Genomic DNA, 17402 nt, shown 5'->3' with positions numbered 1-17402 from the left:
TTCGTGGACGCGGCGCACCAGCGCGGCATGCGCGTGATCATCGACTTCGTCATGAACCACACCAGCGACCAGCACCCGTGGTTCCAGGAGTCCCGGAGAAATCCGGAAGGCCCCTACGGCGACTACTACGTCTGGGCCGACGACGACAAGCAGTTCCAGGACGCGCGGATCATCTTCGTCGACACCGAGGCGTCCAACTGGACCTACGACCCGGTGCGCAAGCAGTACTACTGGCACCGCTTCTTCTCCCACCAGCCGGACCTCAACTACGAGAACCCGGCCGTGCAGGAGGAGATGATCTCCGCGCTGAAGTTCTGGCTGGACCTGGGCATCGACGGATTCCGACTGGACGCGGTGCCGTACCTCTACCAGGAGGAGGGCACCAACTGCGAGAACCTGCCGCGCACGCACGACTTCCTGAAGCGGGTGCGCAAGGAGATCGACGCGCAGTATCCGGACACGGTGGTGCTGGCGGAGGCCAACCAGTGGCCGGAGGACGTCGTCGACTACTTCGGCGACTACGCGGCGGGCGGCGACGAGTGCCACATGGCGTTCCACTTCCCCGTGATGCCGCGCATCTTCATGGCGGTCAGAAGGGAGTCCCGCTACCCGGTCTCGGAAATCCTCGCCAAGACCCCGGCCATCCCGTCGGGCTGCCAGTGGGGCATCTTCCTGCGCAACCACGACGAGCTGACCCTCGAAATGGTCACCGACGAAGAGCGCGACTACATGTACGCGGAGTACGCCAAGGACCCGCGGATGCGCGCCAACATCGGCATCCGGCGGCGGCTGGCCCCGCTCCTCGACAACGACCGCAATCAGATCGAGCTGTTCACGGCCCTGCTGCTGTCCCTGCCCGGCTCGCCGATCCTGTACTACGGCGACGAGATCGGCATGGGCGACAACATCTGGCTCGGCGACCGCGACGCCGTGCGCACGCCCATGCAGTGGACGCCCGACCGGAACGCGGGCTTCTCCTCGTCCGACCCGGGCCGCCTCTTCCTGCCCACGATCATGGACCCCGTCTACGGCTTCCAGGTGACCAACGTCGAGGCGTCCATGGCCTCGCCCTCGTCCCTGCTGCACTGGACCCGGCGCATGATCGAGATCCGCAAGCAGAACCCCGCCTTCGGCCTCGGCACCTACACCGAGCTGCCCTCGTCCAACCCGGCGGTCCTGGCGTTCCTGCGCGAGTACGGGGACGACCTGGTGCTGTGCGTCCACAACTTCTCGCGGTTCGCGCAGCCCACGGAGCTGGACCTCAGTGCCTTCGGCGGACGCCACCCGGTCGAGCTGTTCGGCGGGGTCCGCTTCCCGGCGGTGGGTGACCTGCCGTACCTGCTGACCCTCGGCGGGCACGGCTTCTACTGGTTCCGGCTCCGCAAGGACGCCGTCTAGCCACCGGCCCCGTCCCCGGGCGGGGCGGTTTCCACCGTTCCGCCCGGGGCACGCATCAGTAACCACCCCGAGTCTCCGGGGAAAGGACGCCACGCCATGTCGGAAGCCGTCATACGCACCGTCTCGAGCCCGCCGGGCCTCCTGGCGTCCCTCGACCCACTGCTGCGGGAGTGGCTCCCGCGGCAGCGCTGGTTCGCCGGCAAGGGGCGTCCGGTGACCGGCTTCTCGCTGGTCGCCGCGACCGAACTGCTCCCCGCCGACTCCCGCCTCGGCCTCCACCACGTCCTGGTCCGCGCCCACCAGCAGCAGGCACCGGCCGGGGGCGCGGCCCAGCAGCCCGGCGACTGCTACCAGCTCCTGATCGGCACCCGCGAGGCGCTGCCGCCCCGGCTCGCGCCCGCGCTGATCGGCCACGTGACCGAGGGCCCGGCGGCCGACCGCACCGCCTACGACGCCCTGTACGACACCCGCCCCGCCGAGGTCCTGCTGGAGGCGCTGCGCACCCGGGCCCGCATCGGAGGGCTCCGCTTCGAGCGGGCACCGGACGACGACGCCATCCGCGCGGGGCTGGTGCCGCGGCTGATGACCGCCGAGCAGTCCAACTCGTCGGTCGTGTACGGAGATACGTTCATCCTCAAGGTGCTGCGGCGGATCGTGCCCGGCGTCAATCCCGACCTGGAGCTGCCGCTGGCCCTGGCCCGGGAGGGCTGCCCCCGGGTGCCGGCCCCGGCCGGGTGGATGGCGGCGGACCTGGCCGGCCGGTCCTGGGTGCTGGGCGTGCTCCAGCCCTATCTGCAGGGTGCGACCGACGGCTGGGAGCTGGCGCTGCGCGAACTCGCCAAGGGCGAGGACTTCGTCGCCGAGGCGCGGGCGCTCGGGCGGGCCACCGCCGAGGTGCACACCGCGCTGGCCCGCGCACTGCCGACCGTCACCCTCGGCCACGCCCGGGTGCGGCAGCTCGCCGAGGGCATGACCGGACGGCTGGAGGAGGCCGCGCGGGCCGTGCCCCTGCTCAGGCCGTACGCGCCCGCGCTGCGGACCGCGTTCACGGCGCTGGCCGACCTGGCCGCCGAGGGCACCACCTGGACCGCCCAGCGGGTCCACGGCGACCTGCACCTCGGCCAGTGCCTGCGCTCGCCCGACGGGGAGTGGTCGCTGATCGACTTCGAGGGTGAGCCCGCGAAGCCCCTGGCCGAGCGGCGGCTGCCGCAGCCGGCCGTGCGGGACGTCGCGGGGATGCTGCGCTCCTTCGAATACGCCGCGCACTCGGCCGACGTACGCGTGCCGGGCTGGGCCGAGTCCTGCCGGGCCGCGTACTGCACCGGGTACGCGGAGGCCGCCGGCCACGACCCGCGCACCGACCCGGTGCTGCTGCGCGCCTACGAGACGGACAAGGCGGTCTACGAGGTCCTGTACGAGGCCCGGCACCGTCCCGACTGGCTCGAGGTGCCCCTGGCGGCGGTGCGCCGCCTGTCCGTGCCCGAACCCGCATGACGCCCCCGCCCGCCCCCGTCCCGCCCAGGAGGCTCCTCCCGTGACCCCCCGCCCCTCGTCCAGCGGCCCCGACCCGAAGAAGACGACCGGGAAGAAGAAGACGGCCGGTTCCGGTTCCGGTTCCGGGAAGGGGCCCGCCAAGGCCGCCGCGAAGAAGAAGGCGCCCCGGAAGGTGACCGCCGGCCCCCCCGGGACGGCCGTCGCCGGCTCCCCCGCCCCGGACGCCGCCGACCGGGAGCGGCTGCTCGCCGGCACGCACCACGATCCGCACGCGGTGCTCGGCGCCCACCGGGTGCCCGGCGGGGTCGCGTTCCGGGCGCTGCGGCCGTACGCCCGCGCGGTGACCGTGCTCGCCGGGGAGCTGCGGGTCGAGCTGCACGACGACGGGGACGGGTTCTTCTCCGGGCTCGCGCCGCTGAAGGAGGTCCCGGCCCACCGGCTCCTGGTGGCGTACGACGGGACGGAGCACGAGGTCGAGGACTCGTACCGCTTCCTGCCCACCCTGGGCGAGCTGGACCTGCACCTGATCGGTGAGGGCCGGCACGAGCAGCTGTGGCGGGCGCTCGGCGCGCACCCGACCACGCACGACGGGGTGGCGGGCACCCGGTTCGCGGTGTGGGCGCCGAACGCGCGCGGGGTGCGGGTGGCCGGCGGCTTCAACTTCTGGGACGGCACCGCCCACCCGATGCGCTCCCTCGGCACGACGGGGGTGTGGGAGCTGTTCCTGCCCGGCGTCGGCGCGGGCGAGCTGTACAAGTTCGAGATCACCCGGCCCGACGGTTCGCGCACCTTCCGCGCCGACCCGCTGGCCCGCCGTACGGAGGTCCCGCCGGCCACCTCCTCCGTCGTGCACGCCTCGGACTACGCCTGGGGCGACGCGGAATGGCTGGCCCACCGCGCGGACGCGCCCGCGCACGAGACGCCGATGTCGGTGTACGAGGTCCACCTGCCCTCCTGGCGCCCCGGGCTGACCTACCGCGAGCTGGCGGAGCAGCTCCCGGCCTACGTCGCCGACCTGGGCTTCACGCACGTCGAGCTGATGCCGGTCGCCGAACACCCCTTCGGCGGCTCCTGGGGCTACCAGGTCACCGGTTTCTACGCGCCCACGGCCCGGCTCGGCGCCCCGGACGACTTCAAGTACCTGGTGGACCGGCTGCACCAAGCCGGCATCGGTGTGCTGATGGACTGGGTGCCGGCGCACTTCCCGCGCGACGACTGGGCGCTGGCCGAGTTCGACGGGCGCCCGCTGTACGAGCACTCCGACCCGCTGCGGGCGGCGCATCCGGACTGGGGCACGCTGGAGTTCGACTTCGGGCGCCGGGAGGTGCGCAACTTCCTGGTCGCCAACGCCGTGTACTGGTGCGAGGAGTTCCACATCGACGGGCTGCGCGTGGACGCGGTCGCCTCGATGCTCTACCTGGACTACTCGCGCGAGCCGGGCCGGTGGACGCCGAACGAGCACGGCGGCCGGGAGAACCTGGACGCGGTGGCGTTCCTGCAGGAGATGAACGCGACGGTGTACCGGCGGGTGCCCGGCGTCGTGACCGTGGCGGAGGAGTCGACGGCCTGGGACGGGGTGACGCGGGCCACGCACCACAAGGGCCCGAGCGGCTTCGGCGGGCTGGGCTTCGGCCTGAAGTGGAACATGGGCTGGATGCACGACTCGCTGGAGTACATGGGCCGCGAGCCGGTGCACCGCAAGTACCACCACGGGGAGCTGACCTTCTCCATGGTGTACGCCTACAGCGAGAACTACGTGCTGCCCATCTCGCACGACGAGGTGGTGCACGGCAAGAGGTCCCTGGTCTCCAAGATGCCCGGCGACTGGTGGCAGCAGCGGGCGAACGAGCGCGCGTACCTGGGCTGGATGTGGGCCCACCCCGGCAAGCAACTCCTCTTCATGGGGCAGGAGTTCGCCCAGGGCGCGGAGTGGTCGGAGGCGCACGGCCCGGACTGGTGGCTGCTCGACCCGGAGTACGGCGCGGCGGCGGACCACCGGGGCGTGCGCGACCTGGTCCGGGATCTGAACACCGTCTACCGGGCCACGCCGGCACTGTGGCGGCGCGACACCCACCCCTCCGGCTTCGCGTGGGTGGTCGGCGACGCGGCCGAGGACGACGTCGTCGCGTTCCTGCGCCTCGACGCCGACGGCACCCCGCTGCTGGCGGTGTCGAACTTCGCCCCGGTGGTCCGCTCCGACTACCGCCTCGGCGTCCCCGACGAGGTCCCGGCCTGGCACGAGGTGCTCAACACCGACTCCGCCCGGTACGGCGGCGGCGACGTGGGCAACCCGCACCCGGTCAAGCCGGAACCGCAGGGGTGGCACGGCCGGCCGGCGAGCATCCGGCTGACCCTGCCGCCCCTGGCCACGGTGTGGCTGCGCCCGGCCTGACGGCGGGGTCCCCGGCCGCCAGCGGCGACCGGGGACCCCGCTCCCCCCGTGCGAGGCCCTCCCCCAGGGCCTCCGGCAGGTCAGGAGCCGAAGCCACTGACCACGTCGCTCATGGGATAGCTGAACAGCTCGCGCTCGCAGGAACCGCAGGCGCTCGGCGCGTGCTCGCTCAGCGACCACAGGCGGGGGGCGAAGCCGTCCCCCCTGCCGTGCGCCAGGTACAGGTCCTCCGGACCGATCGCGCTCTGCAGCGTCTTGGGGTTTCCGACCAGTTCCCCACCTGCGGCCGTGGCCTGGAGGAGGCGGCCGTTGCCGTAGGCGTTGCTCCGGTGGAAGTACCACCGCCCCTCGTACCGCAGCGCGCCCTGGATCTTGTGCCACAGCGGCTCGCCGTCGAAGGACCCGCCGGTCGGCAGGCCGTACGCGGCGTCGGCGTCGGCGACCGTGCCCGGCGGGCCCTCGACGGCCGCGACGAGCGCCGCCATGGGGTAGGTGGCGACCCGGCCGTTGCTGTCACCGCCGGCGTTCGTGTTGCAGTACTCGCCCAGCACCATGTGGTCGGTGCCGGTGCGGTCGAGGGAGAGGTAGGACGCCTTGGGGCGCTTGGTCGAGTAGCACTGGTTCTCGGAGACCTCACCGGGGTGCCTGGCCGCCGTGAACTTGAGTGTCGCGACCTGGGGCATGACGTAGCGGTAGCCGTAGGCGTACCAGACGTTGTTCTGCCGACCGCTGCGCTTCTTGTCCGTCAGGTCGCTGGGCAGGCCGTCCTGCATCTCGTCCTGGGTCGCGGAGTCGTTGTCCGGGTTGAGGTCCATGATGCGGCGCAGGTCGAAGACGCGGATGCCGTTGGCGGTGTCGGCCACGTACAGGTAGTTGCCGTACCAGACCATGCCGCCGGCGTGGATGCCGTTCTGCGCGGCGCAGTCCTCGGTCACGACCTCGTAGCAGACGCCCTCGCGCGCGTGCAGGGCGTCGAAGGATATGTGGTCGTAGAAGTTGATGAAAGGCCAGACCAGCAGCACGTGGCGGTACTTCTTGGTTGCCTGGTTGAAGAAGGTGACACGGACACCCTTCTCGTTGCAGGCGTCCGACGCGATCGGGCGTACGCAGCTGTCCCGGCCCGCGCTGTAGTCGCTTCGCCCGGGGTTTTTGTCGTCGTAGGAACCGACCGCGACGGGATCGGAGTCGGAGGTACCCCAGTCCTCGTCCTCCTGCGCGTCGGAGACACCGGTGATCGCCTGGGGGATCCACTCCGTGGAGGTGGCGTCGTCGCTCGCCCAGCACACCCGGTCGGAGAGCGGGAGATCGCTGCCGTGAACGGCGGTCTCACCACAGTCCTCCGCGCCCCGGCCCGAGGTGCGGTTGGCCTGTTCCATCAGTGCGGTCAGCCCTTGCTTGGGCAGTGCCGCGTCCAGTTGTTCCACGAGTCCGGACAGGTCGGAGCCGGCTGCCAGCCGGAAGTCGCCCGGGCGGCCGGCGACCGGGGCGGCCGGGGCGGGGACGGTGGCGGACGAGGTGCCGCCGGGACCTACCGTGTCGTCCTGCTCGCCGGGAGGCTCGTCGTCGAAGCCGTCGCCCGGCACGCCTTGGTGCACCGGCACGGGATCGTCGGCTGCCGGTGCGGCCGCTGGACGACCGGCCGGAAGGACCATGGACATCAGCGCTCCGGTCAGCACGGTGCCGACGGCCAGGCGCAGACGGGGTGATGCTCGCCTCATTCGGAAGCCTCTCGTGGTGCACGCAGGAGGAGCGGACCCGAAGGAGTCTTGACGTGCGGGGCCGCCGCACCAACTGATTCGGGCCGGGGCGAATCCCGGGCGGGGTGAAACGGCCAATCTGACTCATGCATGACAAGGCAGGCGCACGGGAAGCAACCGAACCGGACCACTCCACGCATCAGCCACGGGGGACCATGCCGACGCGACTGCACTTCGACGGGGCCGACTACCTCAACTGCCGGTTCGCCCACTCCGCTCTGTGGGAGGTCCAGGCGGCGGCCCAGATGCTCAAGCGGCCGGACCGCCAGGCCTACCAGCGGCAGTGGCTGCGGCGCACCTACCGGCGGGCGGCCGCGCTGGACCTGACGCCGTTGTGGCTGTTGATGCCGCAGCGTGGTCTGACCCCCGGCTGGCTGTGCCCGCCTCCCACCACCCCGGCGACCACCTTCGAGGACGAGATCTCCCAGGTGCGTGCGACCGAACCACTCACCGCGCGGGAGGACGCCCTCCGCTCACTGGCGGCCACCCCGCGCGCTCTCACCGCCGCCCGGGACCGGGGCTGGCTCCGGGACCCCGCCCGCATGCTGCGCGAGGTCTCCGACGTGCTGGAGCAGATCTGGTCCCGTCTCATCCAGCCGGAGTGGTCCCGGATGCGCGGGCTGCTGGAGGCCGACATCGCCTTTCGCACCCGCCGGCTCGCCGAGAACGGTCTCGGCGAAGTGCTCCCGGAGATAGACGACCGCTGCACCTGGCAGGCCGGCACGCTCACGGTCCGGGGCCGTACCGAACACGAGCGTCATCTGCGCGGGCAGGGCCTCGTGCTCATGCCCAGCGTCTTCGTCTGGCCCCATGTGATCAGCACCTTCGAGGCGCCGTGGCAACCCACACTGGTCTACCCCGCACGCGGCATCGCGAGCCTGTGGAGCGAAGCGGCGACACCGGCGCGGTCCGCCCTCACCCGGCTGCTGGGACGCGGGCGCGCGGCCGTCCTCGCCGCGCTCGACGCGCCGGCCACCACGACCGGGCTGGCCCGGCAGCTGGACCTCGCTCCGTCCTCCGTCTCCTCCCACCTCACCCTGCTGCGGGAGGCGGGCCTGCTCACCGCGCGGCGGCACGGCTACCAGGTCCTCTACGAACGAACCGGTCTGGGCGACGCCCTGACGACGGGAAGCTGACGGAGCGTGCCGCCGGTCCCCGGCGGCACGCTCCTCCCCCACCCACCTAACCGGCCGCGCCCACCAGGCCCTTCGGCAGCGGCTCGCTGTGCAGGACGCCGAGGTGCTGGGTGGCGCGGGTGAGGGCGACGTACAGGTCGCTGGTGCCGTAGCGGCCGGGCTCGACGACCAGGACGGAGTCGAACTCCAGGCCCTTGGACTGGCGCGGGTCGAGCAGGACGACCCGGTGGGTGAGGTCCGGCTCGGCGCCCGCGGTCACGCCGTCGAGCCGGGGTGCGAGCACCCGGTGCAGCTCGCGCGGGGCGATGACCGCGAGGCGGCCCTCCTCGGGGGTCAGCTCGCGGGCGGCTTCGGCGACGGCGGCCGGGAGGTCGGCGGTGGCACGGATCCAGGGCCGTACGCCGGTGGACCGAACCGAACTCGGCGGGGCGAAGGACGGGTCCTCGGCCCGGACCACCGCCGCCGCCAGGTCCATGATCTCGGCCGGCGTGCGGTAGTTGACCCCGAGCCGGGTGTGCTCCCAGCGGTCCTCGACGTACGGGGCGAGGATCTTCGACCAGGAGCCGACGCCGGCCGCCTCGGCGGTCTGCGCCGGGTCGCCGACCAGGGTCATCGAACGGGTCGGGCAGCGGCGCATCAGCAGCCGCCAGGCCATCGGGGACAGCTCCTGCGCCTCGTCCACGATGATGTGCCCGAAGGCCCAGGTGCGGTCGGCCGCGGCGCGTTCGGCGGCGCTGCGGTGGTCGTCCTCCTCCTGGCGTTCGGCGAACCGCTCGGCGTCGATGATGTCGTGGGCGGACAGGACCTCGGCGTCGTCCTCGTCCTTGTCCTCGAACTCGTAGGTCCGGGAGGCGTACGACACGTCGAGCACGCCCTGCGCGTAGGCGATCTGCTGCTCCCGCTCGCGTTCGGCGCGGGTGCGGGCCACCCGGTCGTCCACGCCGAGCAGTTCGGCGGCCTCGTCCAGCAGGGGCACGTCGGCGACGGTCCAGTGCCGGGTGACCGGGCGGCGGACGGCGGCGGCGTCCTCGGCGGGCAGGTAGGCCTCGGGGGCGGCGAGGAGGTCGGCGACCAGGCGGTGCGGGGTGAGCCGGGGCCAGAGCTGGTCGACGGCGGACCAGACCTCGGGGTTCTCGGCGAGTTCGTCGCGGATCTGGGTGATGTCGCTGGGGTCGAGGAGGTTGGTGCCGTCGTAGGGGTCGGTGCCGATGCGTTCGGCGACCATGTCGGTGAGGGTGTTGAGGATGTGGCCCTCGAAGTGCTCGCGGGCCGCGTTGTGCGGGAGCTTCGCGGCGCGGGTGCGCTCGCGGGCGACTGCGACCAGGTCGTCGTCGAGCATGAGGATCTCGCGGTCGTGCTCGATGGCGATCACCGGGTCGGGCAGCGCCTGCCGGTCGCGGACCGCCTCGGCGAGCACGTCGGCCATGTCGGCCCGGCCCTTCACGGCCGCCGCCTGCGGGGTGTCCGTCGCGGTGGCCTTCACGCCGGGGAACAGCTCGCCGACGGTGGCGAGGAGGACGCCGGTCTCGCCGAGCGAGGGCAGCACCTCGCCGATGTAGCCGAGGAAGGCCGGGTTCGGGCCGACGATGAGGACGGCGCGCTTGGCGAGCAGTTCGCGGTGCTCGTAGAGCAGGTAGGCGGCGCGGTGCAGCGCGACGGCCGTCTTGCCGGTGCCGGGGCCGCCCTCGACGACGAGGACGCCGCGGTGCGGGGCGCGGATGATGCGGTCCTGGTCGGCCTGGATGGTCTGCACGATGTCGCCCATGCGGCCGGTACGCGCCGAGTTCAGCGCGGCCAGCAGCACGGCGTCTCCGGAGGGGTCCTCGTGGCCGGTGCGGGTCTCGTCGCCGAGGTCGAGGATCTCGTCGTGCAGCGCGGTGACCGTGCGGCCCTCGCTGGTGATGTGCCGGCGGCGGCGCAGCCCCATCGGGGTGTGGCCGGTGGCCAGGTAGAAGGGGCGGGCGACACCGGCCCGCCAGTCGACGAGGACGGGGGTGCGTTCGGCGTCGTCGGCGCGCAGGCCGATGCGACCGATGTGGTGGCCCTCCCCGGAGGTGAGGTCGATCCGGCCGAAGCACAGGGAGCCGTCCACCGCGTTGAGCGCGGCGAGCAGCCCGGAGCGCTCGGCGACCAGGATGTCCCGTTCCAGCCGGGCCTGCTGGGGGGTGTTGCCCTGCGCGAGCGCCTCGGTCACCGAGACCTCGGCGTCGCCGCGCAGGGCGTCCACGCGCGCGTACAGCCCGTCGATGAATTCCTGCTCGTGCCGCAATTCATCGTCCGGAAATTCGGTGTTTGACAATTCCACTCCCGGCCGCATATACTGTCCCTACTGAACTTCTTCGCGACATCATTCCCGTGAAGTCGCGAATCATCGAATATACGCAGAGAAATCCCCCGAGCGCAATTGCTCAGGGGATTTTTTCGTATGCCGGATCGACCGGTCGGAGCCGCCTCAGACGACCTCGGACAGTTCCTCCAGGAGCCGCCGCTTGGGCCGGGAGCCGACCATCGACTTCACCGGCTCACCCCCGCGGAACACCAGGAACGTCGGCATCGACAACACCTTGTACGCGTTCGTGGTCGCCGGGTTCCGGTCGACGTTCAGCTGCACCACCCGCAGCCGGTCGCCCTCCTCCTCGGCGAGGGCGCCCAGCACCGGCGCCATCTGCCGGCACGGCGGGCACCAGTCGGCGGTGAACTCCACCAGCACGGGCAGGTCCGACCCGATCACCTCCGTCGCGAAATCCGCGTCGGTCACCTCGGGCACCCCGTTGCTCGTCATCCGTGTCCTCCCAGTTCGCACTTGGGCTCCGGACCCCCCGGAACCGCCGCCTCCGCCCGCGTCAGCTGTGCGGCGACCTGCGCGCGCACCGACGAGAGCTGCTCGATCAGCGTGTCCAGCTCCGCCAGCTTGCGCCGGTAGACCACCAGGGACGCCGGGCAGGAGTCGCCCTCGGGGTGCCCGGCGCGCAGGCACTCCACGAAGGGACGGGTCTCCTCCAGGTCGAACCCGAAGTCCTGGAGGGTCCTGATCTGCCGCAGCAGCTTCAGGTCGTCCTCGTCGTAGGTGCGGTAGCCGTTGTCGCCGCGCCGCGCGGGCAGCAGCCCCCGCGACTCGTAGTACCGCAGCGTCCGCGTGGTGGTCCCGGCCCGTGCGGCCAGCTCGCCGATTCGCATGGGGACGAACGTAGGCCTTGACGCGGACGTCAAGGCAAGGAGGGCCCGCGAAGGCGGAAGCCCCGCGCCGGGGGGAGGCGCGGGGCTTCTTCGGGGGACCGGGCGACCGAGCAACGGGGGAGCCCCTCGGCCGCCCGGCGTGTGCGGGCGCCGTACGGCCTCAGGCCCGCGCCAGCTCCTTCTCGCCGCCCTGCTCGGGCAGGTCCGGGGTGTCCTCGGCGTCGCTGTCGGTGGTGCCGTGGGCGTCGTCCAGGAGGGTCTTCTCGTCGAAGGGGATCCGGCCGGCGAGGACGTCGTTCACCCGGTCCTTGTCGATCTCCTTGGTCCAGGTGCCGATCAGGACGGTGGCCACCGCGTTGCCGCCGAAGTTGGTCAGCGCGCGGGCCTCGCTCATGAAGCGGTCGATGCCGACGATCAGACCGATGCCGTCCACCAGGGCGGGCTTGTGCGAGGACAGACCGCCGGCCAGCGTGGCCAGACCGGCACCGGAGACACCGGCGGCGCCCTTGGAGGCCACCAGCAGGAAGAGCAGCAGGGGAATCTGCTCGCCGATCGACATCGGCGTACCCATGGCGTCGGAGATGAACAGCGAGGCCATGGTCATGTAGATCATGGTGCCGTCGAGGTTGAACGAGTAGCCGGTCGGGACGGTGATGCCGACCACGGGCTTGCTGATTCCGAGGTGCTCCATCTTCGCGATGAGGCGCGGCAGCGCCGACTCCGAGGAGGAGGTGGACAGGATCAGCAGGAACTCGCGGCCCAGGTACTTGAAGAGCGAAAGGACGTTGATCCCGGAGACGAGGCGCAGCACCGTGCCGAGCACCAGGAAGAGGAAGATGACACACGTCGCGTAGAAGCCGAGCATCAGCACGGCCAGGCTCTTGAGGGCGTCGACGCCGGCCGAGCCGGTGACGGCGGCGATGGCACCGAAGGCGCCGACCGGCGCCGCCCACATGATCATCGCCAGGACGCGGAAGACCAGCCGCTGGATGTGCTCGACACCGCGCAGGACGGGCTGTCCGGCCTTGCCCATGGCCTGCAGGGCGAAGCCGCAGAGCAGGGCGACCAGCAGGGTCTGCAGGACCTCGCCCGCGGTGAACGCGGAGACCAGCGTCGTCGGGATGATGCCCAGCAGGAAGTCGACGGTGCCCTTGGCCTCCGCGTCGACCTGTGCCTGGCCGGTGTCCTTGACGGCGTCGGTGACGGCGAGGCCCGTGCCCGGGTCCAGGATGTTGCCGACGATCAGGCCGATGGCGAGCGCCACCAGGGACATCACGAAGAAGTAGCCCAGGGCGATACCGCCGACCGCGCCGACCTTGGCGGCCTTGCGGACCGAACCGATGCCCAGCACGATCGTGCAGAAGATGATCGGCGAGATCATCATCTTGATCAGGCTCACGAAGCCGGTGCCGAGCGGCTTCAGCTCGGTGGCGAAGTCCGGCGCGATCAGACCGACGGCGATACCGAGGGCGACCGCGATGATCACGGCGATGTACAGATAGTGCGTGCGGTCCCGCTTGGCTTTGGGTGCGGCCGGTGCGGTAGCGGCGTTGCTGGTCACGGCTGCCCTCCTTGACGACGTCGTCGGAACTCACCGGCGTGCGGCTCACGTCCGGGGTGTGTATCGGGGATGCGGTGACTATCTCCCGGCGTGTGAGCGCGGTCACCCTTGCGTTCATTTAGTTCACAATCCAGCCAAGAGGGAGACTGGCGGCATGCACCTCCGCGTCCCGAGACCCCGCCCGCGCTCGCTGGCCGGGCAGCTCTTCGCCATGCAGGCCGTACTGATAGCGGTCGTCGTGGTCGGGTACGCGCTGTTCACCTACCTCAGCGACCGGGGGCAGGCGGAGGAGGCCGCCGGGCGCCAGGCCAGGGCGGTGTCGCTGGCGATCGCCGACTCGCCGTCCGTGGCGCAGGCGATCCGCACCCCGGACCCGACGGCGCGCCTGCAGCCGTATGCGGTGCGGGTCATGGAGGACACGGACGTGGACTTCGTGACGATCATGGATCCGGAGGGCATCCGCTGGACCCACCCGGACCCGAAGCAAATCGGCCACCTCTTCCAGGGCCACATCGAGCGCGCGCAGCGGGGCCAGACCTTCACCGAGACCTACACGGGCACGCTCGGCCCCTCGGTCCGGGCGGTCACCCCGATCGTGGACGACGGCCGGATCGTCGGTCTGGTCAGCGCGGGGATCAAGGTCGAGGAGATCAGCAAGCGGGCGCAGGAGCAGCTCACGGCCCTGTCGGGGGTGGCGGCCGGGGCGCTGCTGCTCGGCGCGGTCGGCACGTACGTGATCAACGCGCGGCTGCGCCGGCACACGCACGGCATGAACGCGGAACAGCTGAGCCGGATGCACGACTACCATCAGGCCGCGCTGCACGCGGTGCGGGAGGGGCTGCTGATGCTGGACGGGCAGTACCGCGTCGCGCTCATCAACGACGGCGGACGGGAGCTGCTCGGCGTGCACGGTGACGTGATCGGGACCTCGGTGGCGGACCTCGGGCTGCCGTCGCAGCTGACCGGGGCGCTGCTGGCGTCGGAGCAGCGGGTGGACGAGGTGCACCTGGCGGCGGACCGGGTGCTGGTGGTGAACACCTCGCCGGTCTCCGGCGGCGAGCGCCGGGGCACGGTGGTGACGCTGCGGGACGTGACGGAGCTGCAGTCGCTGACGGGCGAGCTGGACTCGGAGCGCGGTTTCACCCAGGCGCTGCGCTCGCAGGCGCACGAGGCGGCGAACCGGCTGCACACGGTCGTCTCGCTGATCGAGCTGGGGCGGGCGGAGGAGGCCGTGGAGTTCGCGACGGCCGAGCTGGAACTGGCGCAGGCGCTCACCGACCAGGTGGTGGCGGCGGTGAGCGAGCCGGTGCTCGCGGCACTGCTGCTGGGCAAGACGGCGCAGGCCAACGAGCGGGGAGTGGAGCTGGTGGTGTCGCAGGACAGCCGACTGGACGACGGACTGCTGCCGCCGTCGCTGCCCGCCCGGGACCTGGTGACGATCCTGGGCAACCTGGTGGACAACGCGGTGGACGCGGCGCAGGGCGCGGTGCCGTCGCGGGTGACGGTGGCGGCGTACACGGAGGCTTCCGGGGACGTCGGCTCCGAGCTGGTGCTGCGCGTGTCGGACACCGGCGCCGGGGTCGATCCCGCCCACGCCGACCTGGTCTTCCAGCGGGGCTTCTCGACCAAGCCGGCCGGTGAGGGCGGGCGCGGGCTGGGCCTCGCCCTGGTCCGGCAGGCGGTGCGGCGGCACGACGGCACCCTGACCGTGACGGAGGCGGAGGGCGGCGGCGCCCGCTTCGAGGCGCGGCTGCCGCTGGGCGACGGAGCGGCACCGGCCGCCGCGGCGGGCAGACCCGGCGTCGGGGGTGCGGTGTGAGCACGGCCGACGCGCAGCCCATCCGGGTCCTGGTCGTCGAGGACGACCCGGTGGCCGCCGACGCGCACGTCATGTACATCGGCCGGGTCCCCGGTTTCGTCGCGGTCGGCAAGGCCCACACGGGCGCGGAGGCCCGACGCCTGCTGGACCGCACGCCGGTCGACCTGCTCCTGCTCGACCTGCACCTGCCGGACGTGCACGGCCTCCAGCTGGCCCGCTCGCTGCGGGCGGCGGGACACCACACCGACGTGATAGCGGTGACGTCGGCACGGGACCTGACGGTCGTACGGGAGGGGGTCTCCCTGGGCGTCGTCCAGTACGTCCTGAAGCCCTTCACCTTCGCCACCCTCCGCGACCGCCTGGTGCGCTACGCGGAGTTCCGGAACGCCGCCGGGGAGGCCAGCGGCCAGGACGAGGTCGACCGCGCCCTGGCCACCCTGCGCGCCCCCGGCCCGGCGGCCCTGCCCAAGGGCCTGAGCGGCCCGACGCTGGAGCGGGTGACGGGCGCCCTGCGCGGCGCGGCCGAGGGCCTCACGGCTGCCGGGGTCGCGGAAGCGGTGGGCATCTCCCGCATCACGGCCCGGCGTTACCTGGAGCACCTGGTGGACGCGGGCCGGGCGGGGCGGAGCCCGCAGTACGGGCAGGTGGGGCGGCCGGAGCTGGTGTACCGGTGGGTGCGGGGCCGGTGAGCCAACGTCGGCTGGTCGCTCACGCGTCCTTCGTGTACCACACGACCAGCGAGGCGAGCGACACGACGGCCAGCGCCTCCAGCACCGAAAGCCCGAGGAGCAGCTCGCCGGCATCGCCGTTCGACCAGAAGACGACCAGCGCCGCCAACGGCACCGCGCAGAACGCCGTCAGGTCGATCACCGTCTGTATCACCTTGCGGGACCGGCGCCGGGCGTCGGTCCGGTGGTACGCCTCCCACCCGAAGGTCGCGAACCAACCTCTGTGCGGGGCGAGTTCGGCCAGCCGGGGCCCCAGGTCGTCCCGGACGTAGAGCCCGATCGCCGAGATCTTCTCGTCGTTGACGAGGTACGTCCACCCGAGGACGACGCACACCGGCGGCAACGCCAGCAGCATCGAGGGCTGCTTCGCCTGCGCCGCGGCGGCGATGACGGCGGCCCCGACGGCCAGCGTCACGTAGAGGAGATTGTCCCGGAAGCCGATCCTCGCCCTCTGCTCACCCTTCACACTCTCGTACTCGGCGAGCAGCAACTGGCCCACGGTGACGTCCTGTTCCGGCACGTGACCTCCTTCTCCCGGCGGTGGCTCCTGACCATGCCGGACGTCCGGCTACCTCATGCCCGGGCTGGCCAAGGAAAGGCCCAGCAAGCTCGCCGTCACGGACATCCGCACGTGACTCAACCGACTCCGCACCACCTTCCAGTACTGCATCCGCCGCATCAACGCCCAGCGCGGCCAGTCCCACTGCTGCGCCGCCGGCCAGTGCTGCCACAAGCTGCTCTCCCTGCTGACGCTCACCTACATCCACTCCGTGCTCGAGTCCGCCCTGGAGCACGCCGTCCGCGAGGAGGAGGTTCCGCGCAACGCCGCCCGCAACGTACGCACCGGCACACCTCGCCCCCGACGCTTCGAACCACTCACCGCCGACGAAGCCCGCCAGCTCCTCGCGGCCACGCGCGGACACCGGTTGCACGCCCTGTTCGAACTCGCCCTCCACACCGGACTCCGCAAAGGCGAACTCCTCGGACTCCGCTGGGAAGACCTCAACCTCGACGCAAGTACCGTCTCACCACGCTGCCCACCAAGACGCGAGCCTCCGAGCGCCGCATCGCCCTCCCCGCCCGCTGCGTCCAGTCGCTGAAGCTCCACCGCGAGCAGCAGCAGCGCGAACGTGAAGCCGCAGGCACGGCGTGGCAGGACAGCGGGCACGTGTTCACCACTGCGCAGGGCAGTGCGATCGACCCCACCAACCTCTCCCGAGCCTTCCTCACGCTCCTTCGCAAGGCTGGCCTCCGCCGCATCCGCTTTCACGCCGTCCACCACTCGACCGCGACGCTGCTCCTGGAGCAGGGAGTCGAACTCGTCGTGATCAAGGAACTCCTCGGCCACGCCCACATCGGCGTCACCGCCACCGTCTACGCCCACGTACGCCTCCCCTTCCAACGCGAAGCCGTGACCGCCCTCGGCGACGCTCTTGAGCGCCCCTGACCCACGCACGGCAACAGCGGCGAACATCCTGGTGTTCGCCGCCGTTGCCATCAACTACTACCGTCAAGGCAGGACGTAATACCCCATACAGGGCACGAAGCGGCCCTGCCTCTTCGCCTGAGCGAAGAGGCAGGGCCACCCCCGTGGAGGGTCAGGCGATTGGCTCGCCCGCCACTCCGCTAAACCCAACGAGACCGTTCCTCTTCGCCATGTTGAGAATCTCTGGGAGATAGTCAAGCTGGCGAACCGAAAGGGTCAGGAGGACGTATTTGGCTGCATCGTCAGGCTCCTCCTCCAGATCAAACTGAGACGGCTCCAGAACGTCAGCCACGTCCGGCCACATAGCCAGCAATTCTTCCCGAAACCGCATCACGTCAGGACTTGCCGCGAGGTCGCTGGTGTCGCCTTCAGCGAGGGCGTCAAAGACTTCCTCGGGGTCCCCGATGCAACGCTTCCAGAAGCCGAAGTCGCTACTCACTGGCCATCCTCCCAG

13 protein-coding genes and 1 pseudogene are annotated in these 17402 nt (G+C 71.5%); 7 read left to right on the top strand and 7 right to left on the bottom strand.

Annotated elements, in window-relative coordinates; translation table 11 throughout:
* The 3 genes from treS to glgB all read left to right on the top strand — a co-directional run.
* A partial coding sequence (gene treS, locus AB0P07_RS21915; RefSeq protein WP_365552918.1) for a maltose alpha-D-glucosyltransferase occupies positions 1-1398 on the top strand: 1398 nt, incomplete at its 5' end.
* Between the two features lie 96 nt (positions 1399-1494).
* A complete protein-coding gene (locus AB0P07_RS21910) occupies positions 1495-2892 on the top strand; it encodes a maltokinase (protein ID WP_365552916.1) in 1398 nt (465 codons plus the stop codon).
* 40 nt (positions 2893-2932) lie between these two features.
* Positions 2933-5284: a 1,4-alpha-glucan branching enzyme gene (gene glgB, locus AB0P07_RS21905; RefSeq protein ID WP_365552914.1), complete on the top strand. Its 2352-nt coding sequence runs from the start codon at positions 2933-2935 to the stop codon at positions 5282-5284.
* 80 nt (positions 5285-5364) lie between these two features.
* On the opposite strand, the gene AB0P07_RS21900 is transcribed toward glgB, so the two are convergent.
* Positions 5365-7002, bottom strand: a complete 1638-nt coding sequence (locus tag AB0P07_RS21900; protein ID WP_365552912.1) for a hypothetical protein — start codon at positions 7000-7002, stop codon at positions 5365-5367.
* Positions 7003-7196: 194 nt separating this feature from the next.
* Between AB0P07_RS21900 and AB0P07_RS21895 the strand changes: the two genes are divergently transcribed.
* The gene (locus tag AB0P07_RS21895) at positions 7197-8177 is read left to right on the top strand and encodes a DUF5937 family protein (protein ID WP_365552911.1); all 981 of its coding nucleotides are present in this window, start codon (positions 7197-7199) and stop codon (positions 8175-8177) included.
* Positions 8178-8223: 46 nt separating this feature from the next.
* On the opposite strand, the gene AB0P07_RS21890 is transcribed toward AB0P07_RS21895, so the two are convergent.
* The 4 genes from AB0P07_RS21890 to AB0P07_RS21875 form a co-directional block, all read right to left on the bottom strand.
* Positions 8224-10494 (bottom strand): ATP-dependent DNA helicase, encoded by a 2271-nt coding sequence (locus tag AB0P07_RS21890; protein WP_365552910.1) that lies wholly within the window; start codon positions 10492-10494, stop codon positions 8224-8226.
* A 135-nt stretch (positions 10495-10629) separates the two neighbouring features.
* A complete protein-coding gene (locus AB0P07_RS21885; protein ID WP_365552941.1) occupies positions 10630-10944 on the bottom strand; it encodes a thioredoxin domain-containing protein in 315 nt (104 codons plus the stop codon).
* A gap of 11 nt (positions 10945-10955) precedes the next feature.
* A complete protein-coding gene (locus AB0P07_RS21880) occupies positions 10956-11354 on the bottom strand; it encodes a MerR family transcriptional regulator (protein ID WP_365552908.1) in 399 nt (132 codons plus the stop codon).
* Between the two features lie 160 nt (positions 11355-11514).
* Positions 11515-12915, bottom strand: coding sequence for a cation:dicarboxylase symporter family transporter (locus AB0P07_RS21875; RefSeq protein WP_365552906.1), 1401 nt, complete (start codon positions 12913-12915; stop codon positions 11515-11517).
* Positions 12916-13069: 154 nt separating this feature from the next.
* Here AB0P07_RS21875 and AB0P07_RS21870 point away from each other — a divergent pair, with 154 nt between their 5' ends.
* Positions 13070-14734 (top strand): sensor histidine kinase, encoded by a 1665-nt coding sequence (locus AB0P07_RS21870; protein ID WP_365552904.1) that lies wholly within the window; start codon positions 13070-13072, stop codon positions 14732-14734.
* Positions 14731-15423, top strand: a complete 693-nt coding sequence (locus tag AB0P07_RS21865; RefSeq protein WP_365552902.1) for a response regulator — start codon at positions 14731-14733, stop codon at positions 15421-15423. The genes AB0P07_RS21870 and AB0P07_RS21865 overlap by 4 nt, the downstream gene beginning before the upstream one ends.
* A 19-nt stretch (positions 15424-15442) precedes the next feature.
* Here the strand turns inward: AB0P07_RS21865 and AB0P07_RS21860 are convergent, their stop codons facing one another.
* Positions 15443-15982, bottom strand: a complete 540-nt coding sequence (locus AB0P07_RS21860) for a hypothetical protein (RefSeq protein ID WP_365552900.1) — start codon at positions 15980-15982, stop codon at positions 15443-15445.
* A 49-nt stretch (positions 15983-16031) separates the two neighbouring features.
* On the opposite strand from AB0P07_RS21860, the pseudogene AB0P07_RS21855 reads away from it, so the two are divergent.
* Positions 16032-16909: pseudogene (locus tag AB0P07_RS21855) on the top strand (site-specific integrase); the annotation flags it as partial.
* 151 nt (positions 16910-17060) lie between these two features.
* Here AB0P07_RS21855 and AB0P07_RS21850 read toward each other — a convergent pair.
* Positions 17061-17387 carry a hypothetical protein gene (locus AB0P07_RS21850; RefSeq protein WP_365552898.1) on the bottom strand — a complete coding sequence of 109 codons (327 nt, stop codon included), beginning with the start codon at positions 17385-17387 and terminating at the stop codon, positions 17061-17063.
* Positions 17388-17402 lie beyond the last annotated feature (15 nt).

It is taken from the genome of Streptomyces sp. NPDC085944 (genome assembly GCF_040686295.1).
GTDB lineage: Bacteria > Actinomycetota > Actinomycetes > Streptomycetales > Streptomycetaceae > Streptomyces > Streptomyces salinarius.
This window is presented reverse-complemented; position numbering and strand designations above follow the sequence as displayed.